The sequence below is a fragment of the Microlunatus speluncae genome (assembly GCF_009299835.1).
GTDB classification, from domain to species: Bacteria; Actinomycetota; Actinomycetes; order Propionibacteriales; family Propionibacteriaceae; genus Microlunatus; species Microlunatus speluncae.
On sequence record NZ_VKCZ01000014.1, the window covers coordinates 867,004 to 882,987 of the forward strand.

10 protein-coding genes are annotated in these 15,984 nt (G+C 69.6%); 2 read left to right on the forward strand and 8 right to left on the reverse strand.

All coding sequences use genetic code 11. From position 1 onward, the window contains the following. Window positions 1–79 precede the first annotated feature (79 nt). Window positions 80–3,706 carry a bifunctional glycosyltransferase/CDP-glycerol:glycerophosphate glycerophosphotransferase gene (locus FNH24_RS20740; RefSeq protein ID WP_152364082.1) on the forward strand — a complete coding sequence of 1,209 codons (3,627 nt, stop codon included), beginning with the start codon at window positions 80–82 and terminating at the stop codon, window positions 3,704–3,706. A 13-nt stretch (window positions 3,707–3,719) separates the two neighbouring features. On the opposite strand, the gene FNH24_RS20745 is transcribed toward FNH24_RS20740, so the two are convergent. The 8 genes from FNH24_RS20745 to FNH24_RS20780 form a co-directional block, all read right to left on the reverse strand. After that, a complete protein-coding gene (locus tag FNH24_RS20745) occupies window positions 3,720–4,916 on the reverse strand; it encodes a phospholipase D-like domain-containing protein (RefSeq protein ID WP_152364083.1) in 1,197 nt (398 codons plus the stop codon). Between the two features lie 61 nt (window positions 4,917–4,977). After that, complete coding sequence (cpt, locus tag FNH24_RS20750; protein ID WP_175047893.1) at window positions 4,978–5,508, reverse strand: chloramphenicol phosphotransferase CPT; 531 nt, start codon at window positions 5,506–5,508, stop codon at window positions 4,978–4,980. Continuing rightward, the gene (locus FNH24_RS20755) at window positions 5,505–6,251 is read right to left on the reverse strand and encodes a nucleotidyltransferase domain-containing protein (protein WP_152364084.1); all 747 of its coding nucleotides are present in this window, start codon (window positions 6,249–6,251) and stop codon (window positions 5,505–5,507) included. Before FNH24_RS20755 ends, cpt begins: the two co-directional genes overlap by 4 nt. Before the next feature lie 8 nt (window positions 6,252–6,259). After that, window positions 6,260–8,044: a glycosyltransferase family 61 protein gene (locus FNH24_RS20760; protein ID WP_152364085.1), complete on the reverse strand. Its 1,785-nt coding sequence runs from the start codon at window positions 8,042–8,044 to the stop codon at window positions 6,260–6,262. 13 nt (window positions 8,045–8,057) lie between these two features. Next, window positions 8,058–10,844 (reverse strand): bifunctional glycosyltransferase/CDP-glycerol:glycerophosphate glycerophosphotransferase, encoded by a 2,787-nt coding sequence (locus FNH24_RS20765; RefSeq protein WP_152364086.1) that lies wholly within the window; start codon window positions 10,842–10,844, stop codon window positions 8,058–8,060. Then, window positions 10,841–12,493, reverse strand: a complete 1,653-nt coding sequence (locus FNH24_RS20770; protein WP_161606237.1) for a stealth family protein — start codon at window positions 12,491–12,493, stop codon at window positions 10,841–10,843. Before FNH24_RS20770 ends, FNH24_RS20765 begins: the two co-directional genes overlap by 4 nt. Window positions 12,494–12,629: 136 nt before the next feature. Continuing rightward, the gene (locus FNH24_RS20775) at window positions 12,630–13,577 is read right to left on the reverse strand and encodes a Gfo/Idh/MocA family protein (protein WP_152364088.1); all 948 of its coding nucleotides are present in this window, start codon (window positions 13,575–13,577) and stop codon (window positions 12,630–12,632) included. Window positions 13,578–13,579: 2 nt separating this feature from the next. Beyond that, on the reverse strand, window positions 13,580–14,695 hold the full coding sequence (locus FNH24_RS20780) for a ferrochelatase (RefSeq protein WP_152364089.1): 1,116 nt from the start codon (window positions 14,693–14,695) through the stop codon (window positions 13,580–13,582). A gap of 53 nt (window positions 14,696–14,748) precedes the next feature. On the opposite strand from FNH24_RS20780, the gene FNH24_RS20785 reads away from it, so the two are divergent. Beyond that, window positions 14,749–15,966 carry an MFS transporter gene (locus tag FNH24_RS20785; RefSeq protein ID WP_152364090.1) on the forward strand — a complete coding sequence of 406 codons (1,218 nt, stop codon included), beginning with the start codon at window positions 14,749–14,751 and terminating at the stop codon, window positions 15,964–15,966. The last annotated feature ends 18 nt before the right edge of the window (window positions 15,967–15,984 follow it).

The following is a 15,984-nucleotide window of genomic DNA, read 5'->3' on the forward strand; positions in this document are numbered from 1 at the left end:
CGATCCAGTTTCGGACTCGCTCCGACTGGTCATGAATTGGTGTAATCTCCCTGCTCGTTCAGAGGAGGATGCGTAGCCGATGCCCCCAACCGTCCCGGACGTGGTCAAGACCTACTGGCAGAAAAAGTCTCCACCCATGCTCCGGAACGCGGTCCGAACGGTCCGTCAGGTCGTGCTGGATCGCCCGAGCGGGCTGGTGACGGTGATCGTCCCGTTCTACCGGGTGGAGGCGTATTTCGAGGCCTGCCTGCGATCGATCGCGAACCAGACCCATCGTGATCTCCAGGTGCTGCTGATCGACGACGGCTCGCCCGACGATTCGATCAAGATCGCCCGAGCCTACGCGCGCCGCGATCGACGGTTCCGGATCATCCGGCAGCGCAACCAGGGGCTGGGTGCGGCCCGCAACACGGGGCTGCGACACGCCAAGGGCGCCTTTCTGACTTTCGTCGATTCCGACGACGTGCTGCCGGCCGATGCCGTGGCCACCCTGGTCGCGGCGCTGCGGCACAGCGGCTCCGATTTCGCCATCGGCACGCCGCGGCGGATGGCCGGCAAGCGACGCTGGGTGCCGGACTGGGCCGGCACGGTGCACGCGAAGGACCGGTTCGGGCTGCGGGTGGGCGACTTCCCGGAGATCCTCAAGGACGTCTTCGTCTGCAACAAGCTGTTCGCCACCGACTTCTTCCATCGGGTCGTGCAGCAGTTCCCCGTCGGCATCCGGTACGAGGACCAGGAGCCGACCGCCCGCGCGTACGTCGCCGGCACCTTCGACGTGCTGTCGGCCGTGACCTACGACTGGCGGGTCCGTGAGGACGGGTCGTCGATCACCCAGCAGAAGGCCGACCCGGATGACCTCGCCGACCGGCTCGCGGTGAAGGGCCGGGTCCGGCAGATCCTGCGCGCCCAGACCGATCCGGCGACCTATTCCGCCTGGCTGGCCAAGGCCATCGGCTTCGACCTCCGGTCCTACTTCGAGCAGGTGCCGCGAACCGACCTGGACTACTGGACCAAGCTGCAGCGGGCGGCCGCCGCCCTGGCCCAGGATCTCGAGGTCAGCGACTGGACCGAGATCCCGATCGTCGACCGGCTGCCGACCCTGGCCGCGGTGGCCGACCGCCGCGACATCGTCGCCCGGCTGGTCACCACCCGCAGCGAATACGGCTGGCGGGTGCCGACCGTCGCCGAGCCGGACGGCGTGTTCCTGGATCCGAGCTACGACGAGGAGTTGGCCGTGATCGCGCCGGACCGGTCGCTGCTCCGGCTGACCGAATCCGATCTCGGCTTCGTCACCCGGGTCGACCGGGTCGACTGGGAGGACCGGGTGCTCCGGATCGCCGGGCACGCCTACATCGCCGGCCTGTCGGGCGATCAGCTGACCGACCTCCGGCTGCGACTGGTGCCCGACGGGAGCACCGGATCCGAGGTGGAGACCGCGGCGCTGACCGTACCGCTGGAGCGGTGCACCGACCCGCTGGTCGACCAGGAGTCGGGCGACGCCTGGAACAGCTACGCCGCGACCGGCTTCGTGGCCCGGATCGACACCGACCTGCTGGACGAGTTCCAGCGGCGGTCGCCGCAACTGCGGGGCTGGACCCTGCGGGCCGAGGTCGAGGCGCAGGGCGTGGTCCGGGAGGGTCCGCTGAATCGCCGCGATCTGCGCGGCTCGGCGTCGCGGCTGCCGATCAACGCGCTCACCGAACAGGGCCGCTGGGTGGTCGAGTTCACCTCCGCCGAGGGACTGCAACTCAAGCTGGAGGAGCCGCCGGCGGTCACCCTGGAATCGCTCGAGGTGACCGACCTGACCGTCCGGGTCACGGTGGCCGGCGCGCCGATCACCGGCCTCGAGCTGGCCGCGCCGACGCTGCATCAGGTGCTGACCGTGCCGGGCTTGCCGGACGGCGACCGGACCACGTTCGAGGTGACGCTGCCGGAGATCATCGACCGCAAGCTGCGGGCCGACGAGCACGTCTGGAACCTCCGGCTGATCCCCGGCGTCGACCGGCGGCTGCGGATGATCTGGCCCGGCAGCACCAACGAGCTGGATCGGCTCTCCCCCACCCAGGCCCGGCTGCGCGCCATCTGCTCCCGGATCGGCACCCTCCGGCTGCTGCAGAACCACTGGTGGGCCGCGGTCGACGGGGTTGAGCTGGACGAGGACTATCTGGTCGTCCAGGGCACGGTGTCCACACCGGTGCTCGACCAGTATCAGCTCCGGATCGCCGGTTCGGCCGCGCAGACCTCGACCGTGCTGGCCGAGGTCGATCCGGAGACCGGACGGTTCACCGGCCGGGTCCCGCTGCTCTCCGACTACGGCCGCCGGCTCTCCGCCGGCGGGTTCAGCCTGCGGATGATGCCGACCGAGGCCGACGGCAGCCAGGTCGAGCGCTGGGTCCGGGTCGATGACGGGCTGCAGGACCGGTTCCCGCTGGACCTGCAGAGTGCCACCAGCGCGGTCCGGCTGAGTCGGACGCCGAAGGCCGCGGCGCTCTGGGTGAAGCCGCGCAAGCCGTACCGACCGGACGAGCGGGGCCGGCTGGCGCAACGCCAACTGCACCAGATCTTCCTCGATGATCGTCCGGTCGAGCCCCGGGACGCGGTGTTGTTCGAATGCTTCAACGGCCGCTCCGTCGGCGATTCCGTGCTGGCCCTGCACCAGGAACTGTTGCGGCGTGATCTTGGTCTGGAGCTGTTCTGGACCGTTGATGATCATGGTGTGCAGGCCCCGCCCGGTGGCACTCCGCTGTTGATCCACTCCCGGGAGTGGATGGAGGTGCTGGCCGGCGCCCGCTATCTGGTGAACAACAACAACTTCCCGTTCTACTTCCGCAAGGGTCAGCACCAGACGTATCTGCAGACCTGGCACGGGACGCCATTGAAGAAGATCGGCAACGACGTGCCGGCGCCGAACCTCTCCCTCTCCTATCGCGCCCTGATGATCCGCGAGGCCGGCTCCTGGGATCAGCTGATCGCCCAGAACGACTTCGCCGCGGAGGCGCTGCCCCGGGCGTTCGGCTACTCCGGGCCGGTGATCAACACCGGCTATCCGCGCAACGACGCCCTGCTCGGCGCCGAGGCCGAGGAGCGGCGGCACGCGATCCGCCGGCTGTTCGCCATTCCGGATGCGGAGACCGCGGTGCTCTATGCGCCGACCTGGCGGGACAACGTCACGAAGAACAACCGGTACGCGCTGGTCAGCTATCTCGACTTCGCCCGGCTGCAGACCAACCTGCCCGGCCAGACCTTCCTGATCCGCGGCCATGCCAACACCTCGGAGTCGGTGATCAACCTGCCGAAGTCGGTGATCAACGCCACCCACTATTCGGATCTGAACGACCTGATGCTGGCGGCCGACGTGTTGATCACCGACTACTCGTCGGTGATGTTCGACTTCGCGGTGACCGGGAAGCCGATCATCCTGCTCACCCCGGACCTGGAGACGTACCGGGACAGCACGCGCGGCTTCTACCTGGATTTCGAAGCCACCGCGCCCGGCCCGATCTGCCGTGATCAGGCTCGGGTCGAGCAGGAGCTACGAGAGCTGCCGCACTTCTTCGACCGCTACGGTGATCGCTACCGGGCCTTCGTCGAGCGGTTCGCCCCGCGCGACGACGGCCACGCGGCGGCCCGGGTCGCCGACCTGGTCTGGGCCGATCCCGCCCCGAACCGAAACCCCTCCCGCACGCCGGCCGTCGCCCGCGACTAGGACTCATCCGCGGCTAGAGAGCCGAACCCGTGTTGTACGCGTCGTTGAAGTGGGTGTAGAACGCGTCGTACATCGGTTGACTGTCGGTGATCTTGATCAACAGTTCGTCGTTGTGCCGGAGCGCGGACAGGGTGAGGTTGTGGGAGCCGGTCAGCACCACGGATCGGGGCGCGGCGGAGTCGGCGTACTTGGCGGAGATCAGGAAGAGCTTGTCGTGCACCGGCGACTTGCGGACCGGGATGCCGGCTGCCTTGAACGCGGCCAGCGCGTTGGCGTGGATGGCCCCCACCGACACCCAGACCTTGCAGCCGCCCTGTTTCAGCCCCACCAGGGCGTTCACCACGTCGATCCGGGTGTCGTTGATCGAAGCCTGCATCACCCGGATCCGGCAGTCCGCGTCCGGGTTGACGTAGCTGAGCCGGTTCAGCACCAGGTCGGTGTTCTGCTCCGGGGACGCGTACACGGTGGTGTTGGAGTTCTCCGAACCGAAGGTGCCGCGCGGCCCGGAGGCGACATAGAAGTCGTTGCCCGGGTAGGTCACCTCGTTCCACTGCGGCGTCCAGATCTCGTTGGCGAAGCCGTCGTAGAGGGTCTTGTCGCCGTAGAAGACGAAGGTGTTGTTGAACAGGTTCGCCCCGGAGGCGTACGTCATGTTGGCCGAGCTGACCCAGGTGACCCAGTCCCGCGCCGTGCCGGACGCGTCCTTCGTGCGCGAGAACAGGATGTACTTCATGTGCATCAGGCCGGTGTTGCTGTTGGACAGGCAGCCGCCGCCGTACGCCAGCGTCGCGCTGCCGTGGTCGCACCAGTGGTGCCGCGATCCGAGCAGGTTGGCCAGCGCCTTGGGCGAGTCGTCGGTCGACTTCTGGTCCTCGCCGTTGTGCACCGCGTAGACCTCGACCCCGCGCGCGACGGCCCGGGCGATCGCGTCGTAGACGAAGTTCGCGGTGATGCTGTAGAGCGCGATCCGGACCGATGAGCCGGCCGGCGCGCCGTCGAACAGGGACACCAGCTTGTTCAGCTGGGCCCGGTCCTCGCCGTTCGCCACCGGGTCGTTGAAGACCAGGTCGACCCGGGTCTGATCGATGGTGATCGTCTGCTGACTGGCCCGGGCCGGCTGCGGAACACCCGTCAGCCCGGTGGTGAGCAGCGCCAGCAGCGCGCCCCAGAGAAGGATCCGTCGTCGGAGGTCGTGCCGCAGCGTTGCCATGTCAGAAAGTTTCAGGGTGACCGGCAAATATGGCAAGACCTTGACCGCAATTGGTGCCCGATCAAACCCGGGCGCGGATCACCTCAGCCGCCGCGGCCGGGGTGAGCACGGACGAGTCCACCTCCAGGTCGTACGCGACGCCCCGGTGCACCAGCTCGGCCTGCTGCCGGGCCATCCCGACCGGCCGGTCGCCGCGGCCCTTCTCCCTGGCCTCGGCGACATCGGGATCGCACCGGATGCCGACCCAGAGCACGTCGATGCCTTCCAGGGCCGCCCGCCACCGGCCCTGCGAGTGCGGTCCACCGAGGAAGACATCATCGATGATGATCTTGGCTCCGACCCGGACCATGGCGCCGATCCCCTGCATCCACAGGTTCTCCTGCTCCATGAACACCGCCCCGACGCCGACCGTGCCGTCGGCGGCGATGTCGATCCCGCCGTCGCCCGAGGTCAGCCGCGGCGGCAGCGCGTCGACGAAGTCGTCCACGCCGAAGGTCAGCCACGGGTCGGACAGCACGTCCTGCAGGGCCCGGATGATCGTGCTCTTGCCCGAGCTCGACCCTCCGTTGATCACGATCACCCGACCGGTCATGACACCTCTCCCAGTTGCCGCAACACCGGCTCGAGCACGCCGGCCAGAACGCGATCCTGCGCCGCCGTCTCTCGGGCCAGAAGCTCCAGCAGCGCCGCGGCCGACCGGGTCAACTCGGCGGTCTCCACCGAGCCGGCCCGCGCCGTCGCCACCGCGGTCAGCACCTCGGCCGGCAGCAGGTCGACACCCCGGCCCTGGTGCGGGTTGAGACCGTGGCGCAGGCAGGCCAACTGCAGCACCTGATCACGCAGGTGGTCGAGCATGATCACGGCCTGCCAGGTCCGGTCGCGGGCGAGCGCCGACCGGACGTGCAATCCGTACAACCAGGCCAAGCCGATGGTCCGGGCCGGATCGACCTCGGTCTTCTCGGCGGGCGGCAGCGCCTCGCCGAACAACAGCCGAAACGTCGGGCCGTGCGGCCGGAACTCGGCGGCCGGCCAGAACGACAGATCGAGTTGCAGCGACGACTCGAGCAGGAAGACCCGGTAGAGCGCGCCCGCGGCGGCCACGTCGAGCCGGTGCACCGCACCGTGCTCGGCGAAGATCACGTCGGTCCACCGCTGCACCACCCGGTCCTGATCGGCGTCCGGCCGCAGGCACAGGGCCAGATCGATGTCGGACCAGTCGTCCTCCTCACCGGAGGCGCCGGAGCCGAGGACCGCGGCCGCGATCACGTCGGGGTCGGCGCGGGCCCGGTCGACCAGCGATCGGCGCAACGCGGCCCGCTCGGTGACGGTGAACACGACCTGGCTCAGAGCTCGGCGAGCAGCCGTTCCACCTCGACCGCGTTGTGGTCGAAGTCGAACTCCCAGCTCGAGTAGTAGGCCTCTTCCGACCAGCCGCCGGGCGGATGGGCGACGTCGGACCGGCTCCAGAAGTAGTGCACGTCGCAGTCCAGCAGGGCGGTGATCAAGTGCTCGTTCCGGGCCGTGTACGACTCGTGGTTGAGGATGATCATCGTGTCCAGCTTCTCGGCGTGGATCGCGTTGAACAGGGCCGATCCACCGAAGCCGGCGATCACCCTGGCACCGGCGAAGACACCGGCCTGCTGGCCGAGGTCCAGCGTCTCCGGATAGATGATCGTGAAGCCGCGATCGGCGAACCACCGCTCCACGTCGCGACTGTTGCGGCAGACCCGGTTGGACAGGTTGTCCTTGCGGGAGATGAAGATCTTTTCGTGGGCCTCGACCGTCCGGTCGATCAGCTTCGCGCCGATCCGCCGCCAGGTGTCGATCAACCCCGGATGCACGTAATGCGGCCGCTGGTTGTGGAACTGTGGCGTCGCCGCGACCAGGGACTCGACATAGACCGGATGATCGGCCCAGGTGATGTCGGCCTCGTCGATCCCGAACGCGGTGAACAGCCGCCGCTCCAGCGCGGGGTCGCGCTCGTGCGGGAACCTGATCCGGAACAGCGCCTTCAGGTCCGGGATCTCGGCCTTGGCCGCATCCCAGCCCCAGAGCCGGGAGATCACCTCGGTCATCAGGTGGCCGAAGTGGCCCGGGTTCTCGCAATCCAGCTGGTAGTAGTTCCCGGGCAGCGTGTCCCGCGGCCGCAGGTCCTGCCGGATCCGGCCCCAGGCGGCGGAGATGCTGTTCACCCGGACGTTGCGCGGCGACGCCTCGAGATGGTGCCGGAACGAGTCGGGCAGGATCGTGGCCTCGCCGTGCACCAGCGCGTTGGAGACGTAGGCGATCTTGCCGGTGTAGTGCCGCAGATGCAGCTCCGGATACGTCAGGGTCGTTTCGAGGTCCGGGATCGGCACCGACGATTCGTGCGAAACGATCTTGGAATCGATGGCGAGCTTGCCACCGCGAAGGCTGGCCAGCTCCCGCATCCGCAGCTTCGGCTCCCGGCTCTCCAGCACCCGGTTGGTCTCGGCGTCGCGGAGCTTCAGGAAATGCCACAACCGCTTCTTGATCATCAGCAGGTCGCGGCTGATGGTGACCGCGGCGGTGGATGCGCCGAGCTCGAGATCGCGGGCGTTGGCGCCGACGTCTTCGGTGCCGCCGGCGGCCACCGCGGTCTGCACCCAGGAGGCGAACGTGGCGGTGAAGGCGGACTGGTCCTGGCCGCGCCGGTCGACCAGCCAGAGGCCGCCGGGCCGCAGGTGCAGAAACAGTCGCTGCCAGGTCAGCAGGTGCTGGGCGTCGTCGACCGGCAGCAGATCGACCAGCACGTCGACCGGGCCGAGCGGCTTGAGCAGCCAGTGGTACTGGTCCAACGTCTCGGCCCGATGGTGCACCGCGCCGTGGGCTTCCAGCTCCCATTCGGGATCGGCGTCGAGCGAGACCACGTGCAGCCGCATGCCGGCGAACTCGGTCAGCCACTCGACCACGGCACCGCGGGTGTCGCCCTGGGCCAGGATGATCACGCGTTGATCGGGCCGGTCGGCCGGCACGATGCCGGCCGCGGCCAGCAGGCCGGGCACCGCCGACCGGCCGGGCGGCCGCTCCGGTGCCGGCTCGGTCTCCCGTTTCCGTCGCAGCGACTTCAGCCCGGCTCGGACCTTCTTCGCCACCGGCTCGTCAGACATGGAAAGCGTCACGTTACCTCACCCCCGCATGATCCGGAGCGCTCGACCTCGTCGCCGGCGCCTCGGTGAAGATCTCGTCCTCGGTGGCCGGCCGACGGCTCGCCCGCACCGCCTCGACCACCCGTTCACAACAACGACCGTCCCGGTGCGGGAACGCCGCCACCATCCGGTCCAGATACTCCGGCTCGGCGGTGAACCCGCGCTCGGCCATCGCCCGGACCCGGTCGACCACCTCGGCGGCCCGATCCAGCACCGGACCGAACCGCAGACCGTCCGGCACCTGCCCGCCCGACCGACCCAGATGCGATCCGCCGTAGAACGCGGCCCGGTCGAACTGGTAGTAGAGCACCGGCCGCTGCAGGTAGCCGGCCTCGGCCGAGATCGAGGAGTAGTCGGTGATCAACACCGACGCCCGGGCCAGCACATCCTGCAGGTCGCCGGTGGCGTAGTCGAACACCTCGACCGGCCAGTTGTCGGCGGTGAAGTACCGCCGCAGATTCGGGTGCGGTACGAAGATCATCGGTGTCGCCGCCTCCGTCGCGAGCTCGGCCAGCCCGGGATCGGTGATCAGCTCCCGCCAGCGGATGGCGTACTCGGTGCCGAAGAAGTCGTCGATCGCCGCCCGGTCGTTGCTCTCGGTGTCCGGGCCGAGCAGCCAACGGCGCCAGGTCGGCATGATCACCAGTCGTCGGCCGGCGCCGGTCTCCTCGATGATCTTGGCCTTGGCCAGCAGCGCGTCGTGCCGCGGCAGCCCGGTCAGCCGGACCTCCTTGGTGGTGAAGTTCCAGCCACCTCCGTCGCCGGTGATCGCGTCGAACTCCGGCCGGGCCGAGGTGACGAACGTCTGGATCGGCTTGCTGTTCAGCCAGCGCGACAGGTCGTCCTGCATCACGCCGTGCTGGAGGAACGTGAACCGCCAGCGCGGCTTGCCGAAGACGGCGACGTCGAGCGGCCGGGAGATGTAGTGGTCGGCCTGCGACGACAGCAGGTGCCGGCAGTTCAACAGCGCGACGGTGTGCTCGGCCGAGCCGAAGTCGATCATTCGGAACCCCTCGGCCGCGAGTCGCGACCAGTCCGGGCTGTCGGCACGGAGCACGAACCAGGCGTTGATCTCCGGTCGCTGCTCGCGGACGTAGCGGTACAGATGCTCGGCGTTGTCCTGGGCCTGCACGTCCCGGTCGACGAACAGCCAGCAGTCGCCGTAGGCCGCCGTTGCCTCTTCACCGGCAGCCCGCTGCTTGAGCTCCTTCGGCGTCGGATCCACCGGTACGACCTCGGGCTCCGGCTTCGTCGCCAGGGCGGACCTGATCGGGCGAACGGCGCGCCGGGCCAACCGCTTCGCGAGCTTGACCGCTCGCACCGGCTGCCGCCCTTGCCCTTCGAAGCGGCTGGGCGCCGTCTGGTCGCTCACCGGCGCGGGACGATCGTCCTCGGTCGGCGGTGCGGTGCGGGCCAGCCGCTGCCAGAGCTGCTCGGCGTCGGTACGATAGCGGCGGCGCTCCGGCGGGCCGAGCTCGATCGGGACCGGGCGGCCGTCGAGGCTGATCTCCAGCTCGCCGAGGGTCGGCAGCCAGATCATCCGCTCCCAGAGCAGCGCCCGGCCGAGATAGGTCACCGCCCGGGTCTTGGCGTGGGCCGGGATGATCACCCGGCCGTCGTAGCGGACCTGCTCGATCGGGACCGGGCCGGTGAAGTAGTAGCGGACCAGGCCGAGCCGGCGCTCGGCGTCCAGCCGCTGGATCCGGACCTCGGCCGGCCGGTGCGGCTCGGTGGCGTAGCCGTGCAGCAGGGCCTGCCGCATCCGGTCCGAGGTCCAGGTGATCGCGTAGTCCTCGATCACCCAGTCCTCGAGGTACGGACGCAGCCGGGCAAGAAGGGCGTGGAACCGGTCGGTGACCTCCGGGGCCAGGGCGCCGCTGGCGGCGTGCTGCCGCTCGTCCTCACGGAAGGTGAAGAAGAGGTCGTACAGCACCTGCAACTGGGCCCAGCGCGGAGCCGCGCCGTGCCGCTCGGCCAACTCCCGCAACACTGCCAGGTAACCGTGCTCGACCACGTCGGTGTAGCGGCCCGTCTGCCGCCAGCTGGTCTGCACCAGCGAACTGCCGTCGGCCCGGCGGCGGTAGCGGTATTCGGCGGCCGGCAGGAACGCGATCCTCGGGTCGTCCTCGGTCCACAGGTAACGCGCGGTGAGCTGGCCGTCCTCGAAGTTCGGCCGGACCCGACCGTCGAACTCCAGCCCGGCCGATCGGAGCCGGTCCAGCCGGTAACAGGCCGACGCCGCCTGCAGGTGGATCCGATCCGGCCGCTGCCGGGCCGAGATGATCACCGGTTCGGGATCGGCACCGAAGCGATAGCGCAGCGGATGGCTGTCGGCGACCTCGCCGGTCGCGTCGTCCAAGATCAACACCCGGGCACAGGCCAGCGCCACGCCGGCCGCCTCGGCCGAGCCGAGGAAGTTCGTGATCACAGCCAGGTAGTCCGCGCCGAGGACGTCGTCCGGGTCCGGGAAGCTGACCCACTCCCCCTGCGCCTCGGCCAGCCCAGCGTTCCGGGCCGCCGCCAGGCCACCGTTCGGCTGACTGATCAGCCGAGCGGATCCCTGATCATCGAGTCCATGATCATCGATCCAGGCCCGGATCAGGCCGGCGGTGTCGTCGGTGGAGCCGTCGTCGACGAAGATCAACTCGACCTCGCCCGGTTCGATCCGCTGCGCCGCGACCGAGGCCAGGAACTCGGGCAGATAGGGCGCGACGTTGAAGCACGGAACGATCAGTGACAGCTCCGGCCGGCGCTCGCTCATCCGGCCCGTTCGAAGCGACTCGGCAGCGGGAAGTATGCGTCCAGGAAGGACCCCACCTGGCGGTTCACCTCGTCCTCGCGATCGTCGGTGACGCCGACGTCGTTGATGCAGAAGGTCTTGTACTTCCGGGTCCGCAACACATTCGCCAGCTGGGCGGCGATCTGCGGCTTCCACAACGCCAGGTAGCGGTTGCTGATCTCGGCCGGCATCGCCCGGCCGGTGGCGAACCCGTAGTGGTGGCCGAAGAACGCGATCGGCCGCAGGTCCTGCCGGGACCGGAACCGGCTCGAGGCGCAATCGGCGAACTGATCGGGATACTTCTTCTCCAGCTCCTGCAGCACCGACCGGCGGGACGGATGCGGGGTGTGCATCATGCCGGCGTGCGCGCTCCGGCCGAACTCCGCCTCCAGCAGCCGGATCGCGTTCCGGTCGGCGACCAGATACTCCTCGGCGTGATCATCGATCAGGTTGGCCGACACGGTGTGCGTGGCCGGGAAGTACTTGGCGGCTCCGTTGGCCCAGAAGAAGTCGCGCCAGCTGCACGGCCGGCCCAGGAACACGTCGTCGTTGAAATAGATGAACTGCTCGGCCAACCCGTTGATGTGGTGCAGCTGGGTCTCGATCGAGCTGGAGTTGAAGGTGGGCAGCGCCTGCGGGTCGGCGTAGATGTCGGAGTGCGACACCACGGTCAGCTGCGGATGGTCGGTGTTCAGCCAGGCCGGGGTCTGGTCCATCGTCACCAGATAGATGTTGCGGACGAACGGGGCGAACATCTCGATCGAACGCAGCGAATACTTCAGTTCGTCCCGGTTCCGGAACCGCTCGGCATGATCGGCGCGGCCCTCACCGACGGTGATCTTGGACCCGTCGGGCAGGTGCTCGTTCTTGATCGCCTGCCAGTTCGGATCTTGATCATCGACCCAGGTGTAGACCAGGTCGATCGGGAAGTCGCGGGCATCCAGGTCGGGCAGCTGGTCGACCTCGGCCAGGTCGCCCGCCCGGGTCGCCGGGTCGTCGACGCCCAGCAGCTGATTCAGTTCGCGCCAGCGCATCGAGGTCGCGACCGCGTTGTAGCGCGGCGCCACCGCATACGGCTCGGCCCGGAAAGAGCGCTCCGGCGAACCCCAGAAGTCGATCTCGATCACCGTGAACAGACCCTCGGGTCGCCTGGCCGGCGCGGCGACGCTGGGACGCTCCAACACCCAGAGATCCAGTTTGGTGAACCGGCGCCGGTGATAGTCCCGGCCGATCCCCTCGATCGGCTGGTGCGGCTGTTGGCCCTGCTGATACAGCAGCCACCGGACGCCCGGGGCGGAGTCGGCCGGCCGGGCCGAACCGGCCAGCTCGGTCAGGATCTCGAACAGCGCACCGGCATCCTGCTCCCGCAGGTGCAGCCGCGGCCGCCACTCCTGATCGCTGCCGCCGCTGGTGTACGGGACAGCGCGCTCGGCCAGCCGCTCCCGGAGCCGGGCCCAGAACTCGTCCCGGCGCTCGCCGGCGACGACCTCGATCTCGGCCGGGGTGGAACTGCCGGCGGAGAAGAGTTCGCCGTCCATCACCCGCCGGTGCATCCGGCGGACGGCCCGATAGGCGGTCGGATAGATCCGATTGGCCCGCACCTCGGCCAGCAGCCGGCGCAGCTCTGGCACCCGTCGGCTCCTCTCCATCAAGGCGTTCACACGCACGTCATTCCGCACAAACCCAGTCAAGCTCGCCGGACATGATAATCCCGCGACCGTCGCCATCCGATTCAATGCGGTGCGGGTCGCGTCACGTCTTCCCAGGTCAGGCGGGATCGAGCCGTACGGTCTCGCCGGTCCGCGCCGATTCCAAGATCGCCTCGGCGACGGCGACGGTCCGGGCGCCCTCGCTCAGGGTGACCAGGTCGGCGGCCGCGCCACCGGCCACCGCTTGCCGGAAGGCCTCCAGCTCCGCCGCCAGCGGCTCGGTCCGATCGGCGGCGAAGATGGTCCGATCGCCGGACGGGGCGTGGAACGTGAGCTGCCCGGTCAGGGTGTCGGCGACGAAGGCGCCGCGCTCGCCGGTGACGACGATGCAGCGTTCCCGGAACGGCGACAGCCAGCTGATCAGGTGACTGGTCACGGTGTCGTCGTCCAGCCGCGCGCTGACCGACACCAGATCCTCGTACGGCCGGCCGGTCCGGTGCGCGGTGCGGGCCCCGACGTCGGCGAACGACCGGCCGGTCGCCCAACTGGTCAGGTCGATGTCGTGGGTGGCCAGGTCGAGCACCACGCCGACGTCGGCGATCCGGCTCGGGAAGGGGCCGACCCGGCGGGTGCTGACCTGGAAGATCTCCCCCAGCTCACCCTGCTCCAGCCGCTGCCGCAGCGCCCGGGTCGCCGGGTTGTACCGCTCGATGTGACCGACGCAGCCGAGCACCCCGCGGCCCGCGAAGACCGTCGCCAGGTCGCGCGCCTGGCCGACGGTCCCGGCGAGCGGCTTCTCGATCATGGTCGGCACCGACGCGTCGGCCAGGGCGGCGCCGAGCTCAGCATGGTTCGAGGTCGGCGACGCGACCACCGCCAGGTCCAGTCCGTACGCCAGCGCCTCGGTCAGCGACGACACCACCGGCGCCGGCGCGGACCCGGACGGATCGCCGGACGGCTTGACGATCACCACCAACTCGACGCCGGGCAGCGACGCCAGCACCCGGGCATGGTTGCGGCCCATCGCTCCGTAGCCGATCACGGCGGCCCGCACGGTCTTGGTCATCGTCATCGCCCCTGAGTCACGCGTCGGTCCTGGAGGGTGTTCGAGCTCTGGCACAGCGCCGGCCGGTCCGGCTCACGCAGGTTCCGGCAGCAGTCAGGCGGGCATTCGTACCAGCCCGCGGTCCCGGCGGCGACCGGCCGGTCCGGCTGCTCGCCGCGGGCGGCGGCGGCCCGCTCCTCGATCAGGTCGACCAGCCCGGCCACGAACACCGGCCGCACCCCGGCGGTGGCGGCGCGGACGAAGCCGAGGCCGACCCGCTCGGCGGTCGCGGCGGCCTCGGTGTCCAGGTCGAAGATCACCTCCATGTGATCGGAGATGAAGCCGATCGGCACCGTGATCACCGACCGCACGCCCTCGGCCGCGAGCTGCTCCAGCCGGTCGTTGACGTCGGGTTCGAGCCACGGCTGGCTCGGCGGACCGGACCGGGAGCAGTAGGCCAGCTCGGCGATCAGCTCCCGTCCCAGCCGCTCGTTCACCCGGCGGGTGACCTCGGCCAGTACGGTCCGGTGCCACTCGACGTAACCGCCGTCGCCGCTCGCCTCGGCCATGGTGGTCGGAATGGAGTGGGTGACGAAGATCAACCGCGGGTCGGTCCCGGCCTCGGGCAGCTGCAGGGATTCGATCACCGCGGCCACCGAGGCCTCGACGAAGCCGGGATGGTTGGCGTAGTGCCGCAGCCGGTCGATCACCAGCTCCGAGCCGTCGGCGGCGTCGTACAGGTTCTCCCGGTACTGGCGGCAGGAGGAGTAGGACGGGTAGGCGCTGGTGATCACCGCCAGCACCCGCCGGTGGCCGTCGGCCTCGACCTGGCGCAGCGTGTCGGACAGGTACGGATTCCAGTTGCGGTTTCCCCAGTAGATCGGCAGGCTGATCCCGCGCCGGTCGAACTCGTCCGCCAGCGCGGCGATCAACTCCCGGCATTGATCATTGATCGGGCTGCGACCGCCGAACAGAGAATAGTGCTCGCCGACCTCGGCCAATCGTTCATCTGGAATGCCCCGGCCCTTGGTCACATTCCGCAGGAACGGCACGACGTCGGCGGCGGACTCCGGACCGCCGAACGACACCAGCACCACGGCGTCGTACGGCTGAAGATCGGGAACGGCGGGACCAGTCACGCCGACGATCTTCGCAAACCAGCAGTGGGCACGACGCAGTGGGGAGAGAACGGGTGACGACGGCCGCGACGCGCACCGGGTTCGGCGCTTACCTCACCTTGTTGTCGGACCGGACGGCGCTGGCGTTCAGCGTGGCCGGGTTCGTCGCCCGGCTGCCGGTGTCGATGACCGGGCTGAGCATCGTGCTGCTGATCTCGTTGATCACCGGTTCGTACGGCCAGGCCGGGATCGTCACCGCCTGCGCCACGCTGACCGGCGCGGTCGCGGCGCCGTGGTGGGGACGGCGGATCGACCGGCTCGGTCAGGGCCGGGTGCTGGTGATCGCGGCGCTGATCTGCAACCTCAGCCTGACCGTGTTGTTGATCACCGTGCTGGTCGGGCTGCCGTTGTGGATCACCTGCCTGGCGGCCGTGGGGGTCGGCCTCGGCTACCCGTCGGCCGGTTCGGCGGTCCGGGCCCGGTGGAGCCACCGGCTGCGGGACTCGCCGCTGCTCGGCACCGCGTTCGCCTTCGAGGCGATCGTCGACGAGGTGGTGTTCATCGTCGGCCCGGTGCTGGCGACGTTCGTCGCGACCTCGATCCATCCCGCCCTCGGTCTGGTCAGCTGCGTCGTGCTCGGCCTGGCCGGCGCCTTCGCGCTGGCCGCGCAGCGCGGCAGCCAGCCACCGGTCGCCGATCCGGCCGACCCGGTGCAGGTCCGGCCCGCGCTGTCGGCCGGACGGCTGATCCCGATCGTGCTCGCCTGTGCGGCGCTCGGCATGTTGTTCGGCGGCATGGAGGTGGTGATCGTCGCCTTCGCCGACGCGGCCGGGATCCTGCCGTTCGCCGGGTTCATCGTGATGGCCTGGGCCGCCGGGTCGCTGATCTCCGCGGTGATCACCGGCGCGATCGCCTGGCGGGTCACGCCGGCCCGGCGGTTCCGGATCGGCGCCGCGCTGCTGGCCGCGTCGATGGTGCCGCTGCTGTTCGTCCAGCAGCCGGTGGTGGTCGCCCTGCTGCTGGTGCTGAGCGGGCTGGCCATCGCGCCGACCCTGATCGCGACCGTCTCGGTCACCCAGGAGTCGGTGCCCGGTAGCCGGCTGACCGAGGCGCTCGGCTGGACGTCGACCGGGATGGCCGCCGGGGTGGCGGCCGGGGCCGCCGGGCTGGGCCAGTTGATCGACCACTTCGGTGCCCCGGCCGGTTTCCTCGGCGCGGTCGGCATCGGCCTGCTCCTGGTCATCGCGGCGGTTTTCGTCCGGGATCCCGCGCGGACGACGCCGCTGCTGTGACGTTCGGCGCGGCTGCGC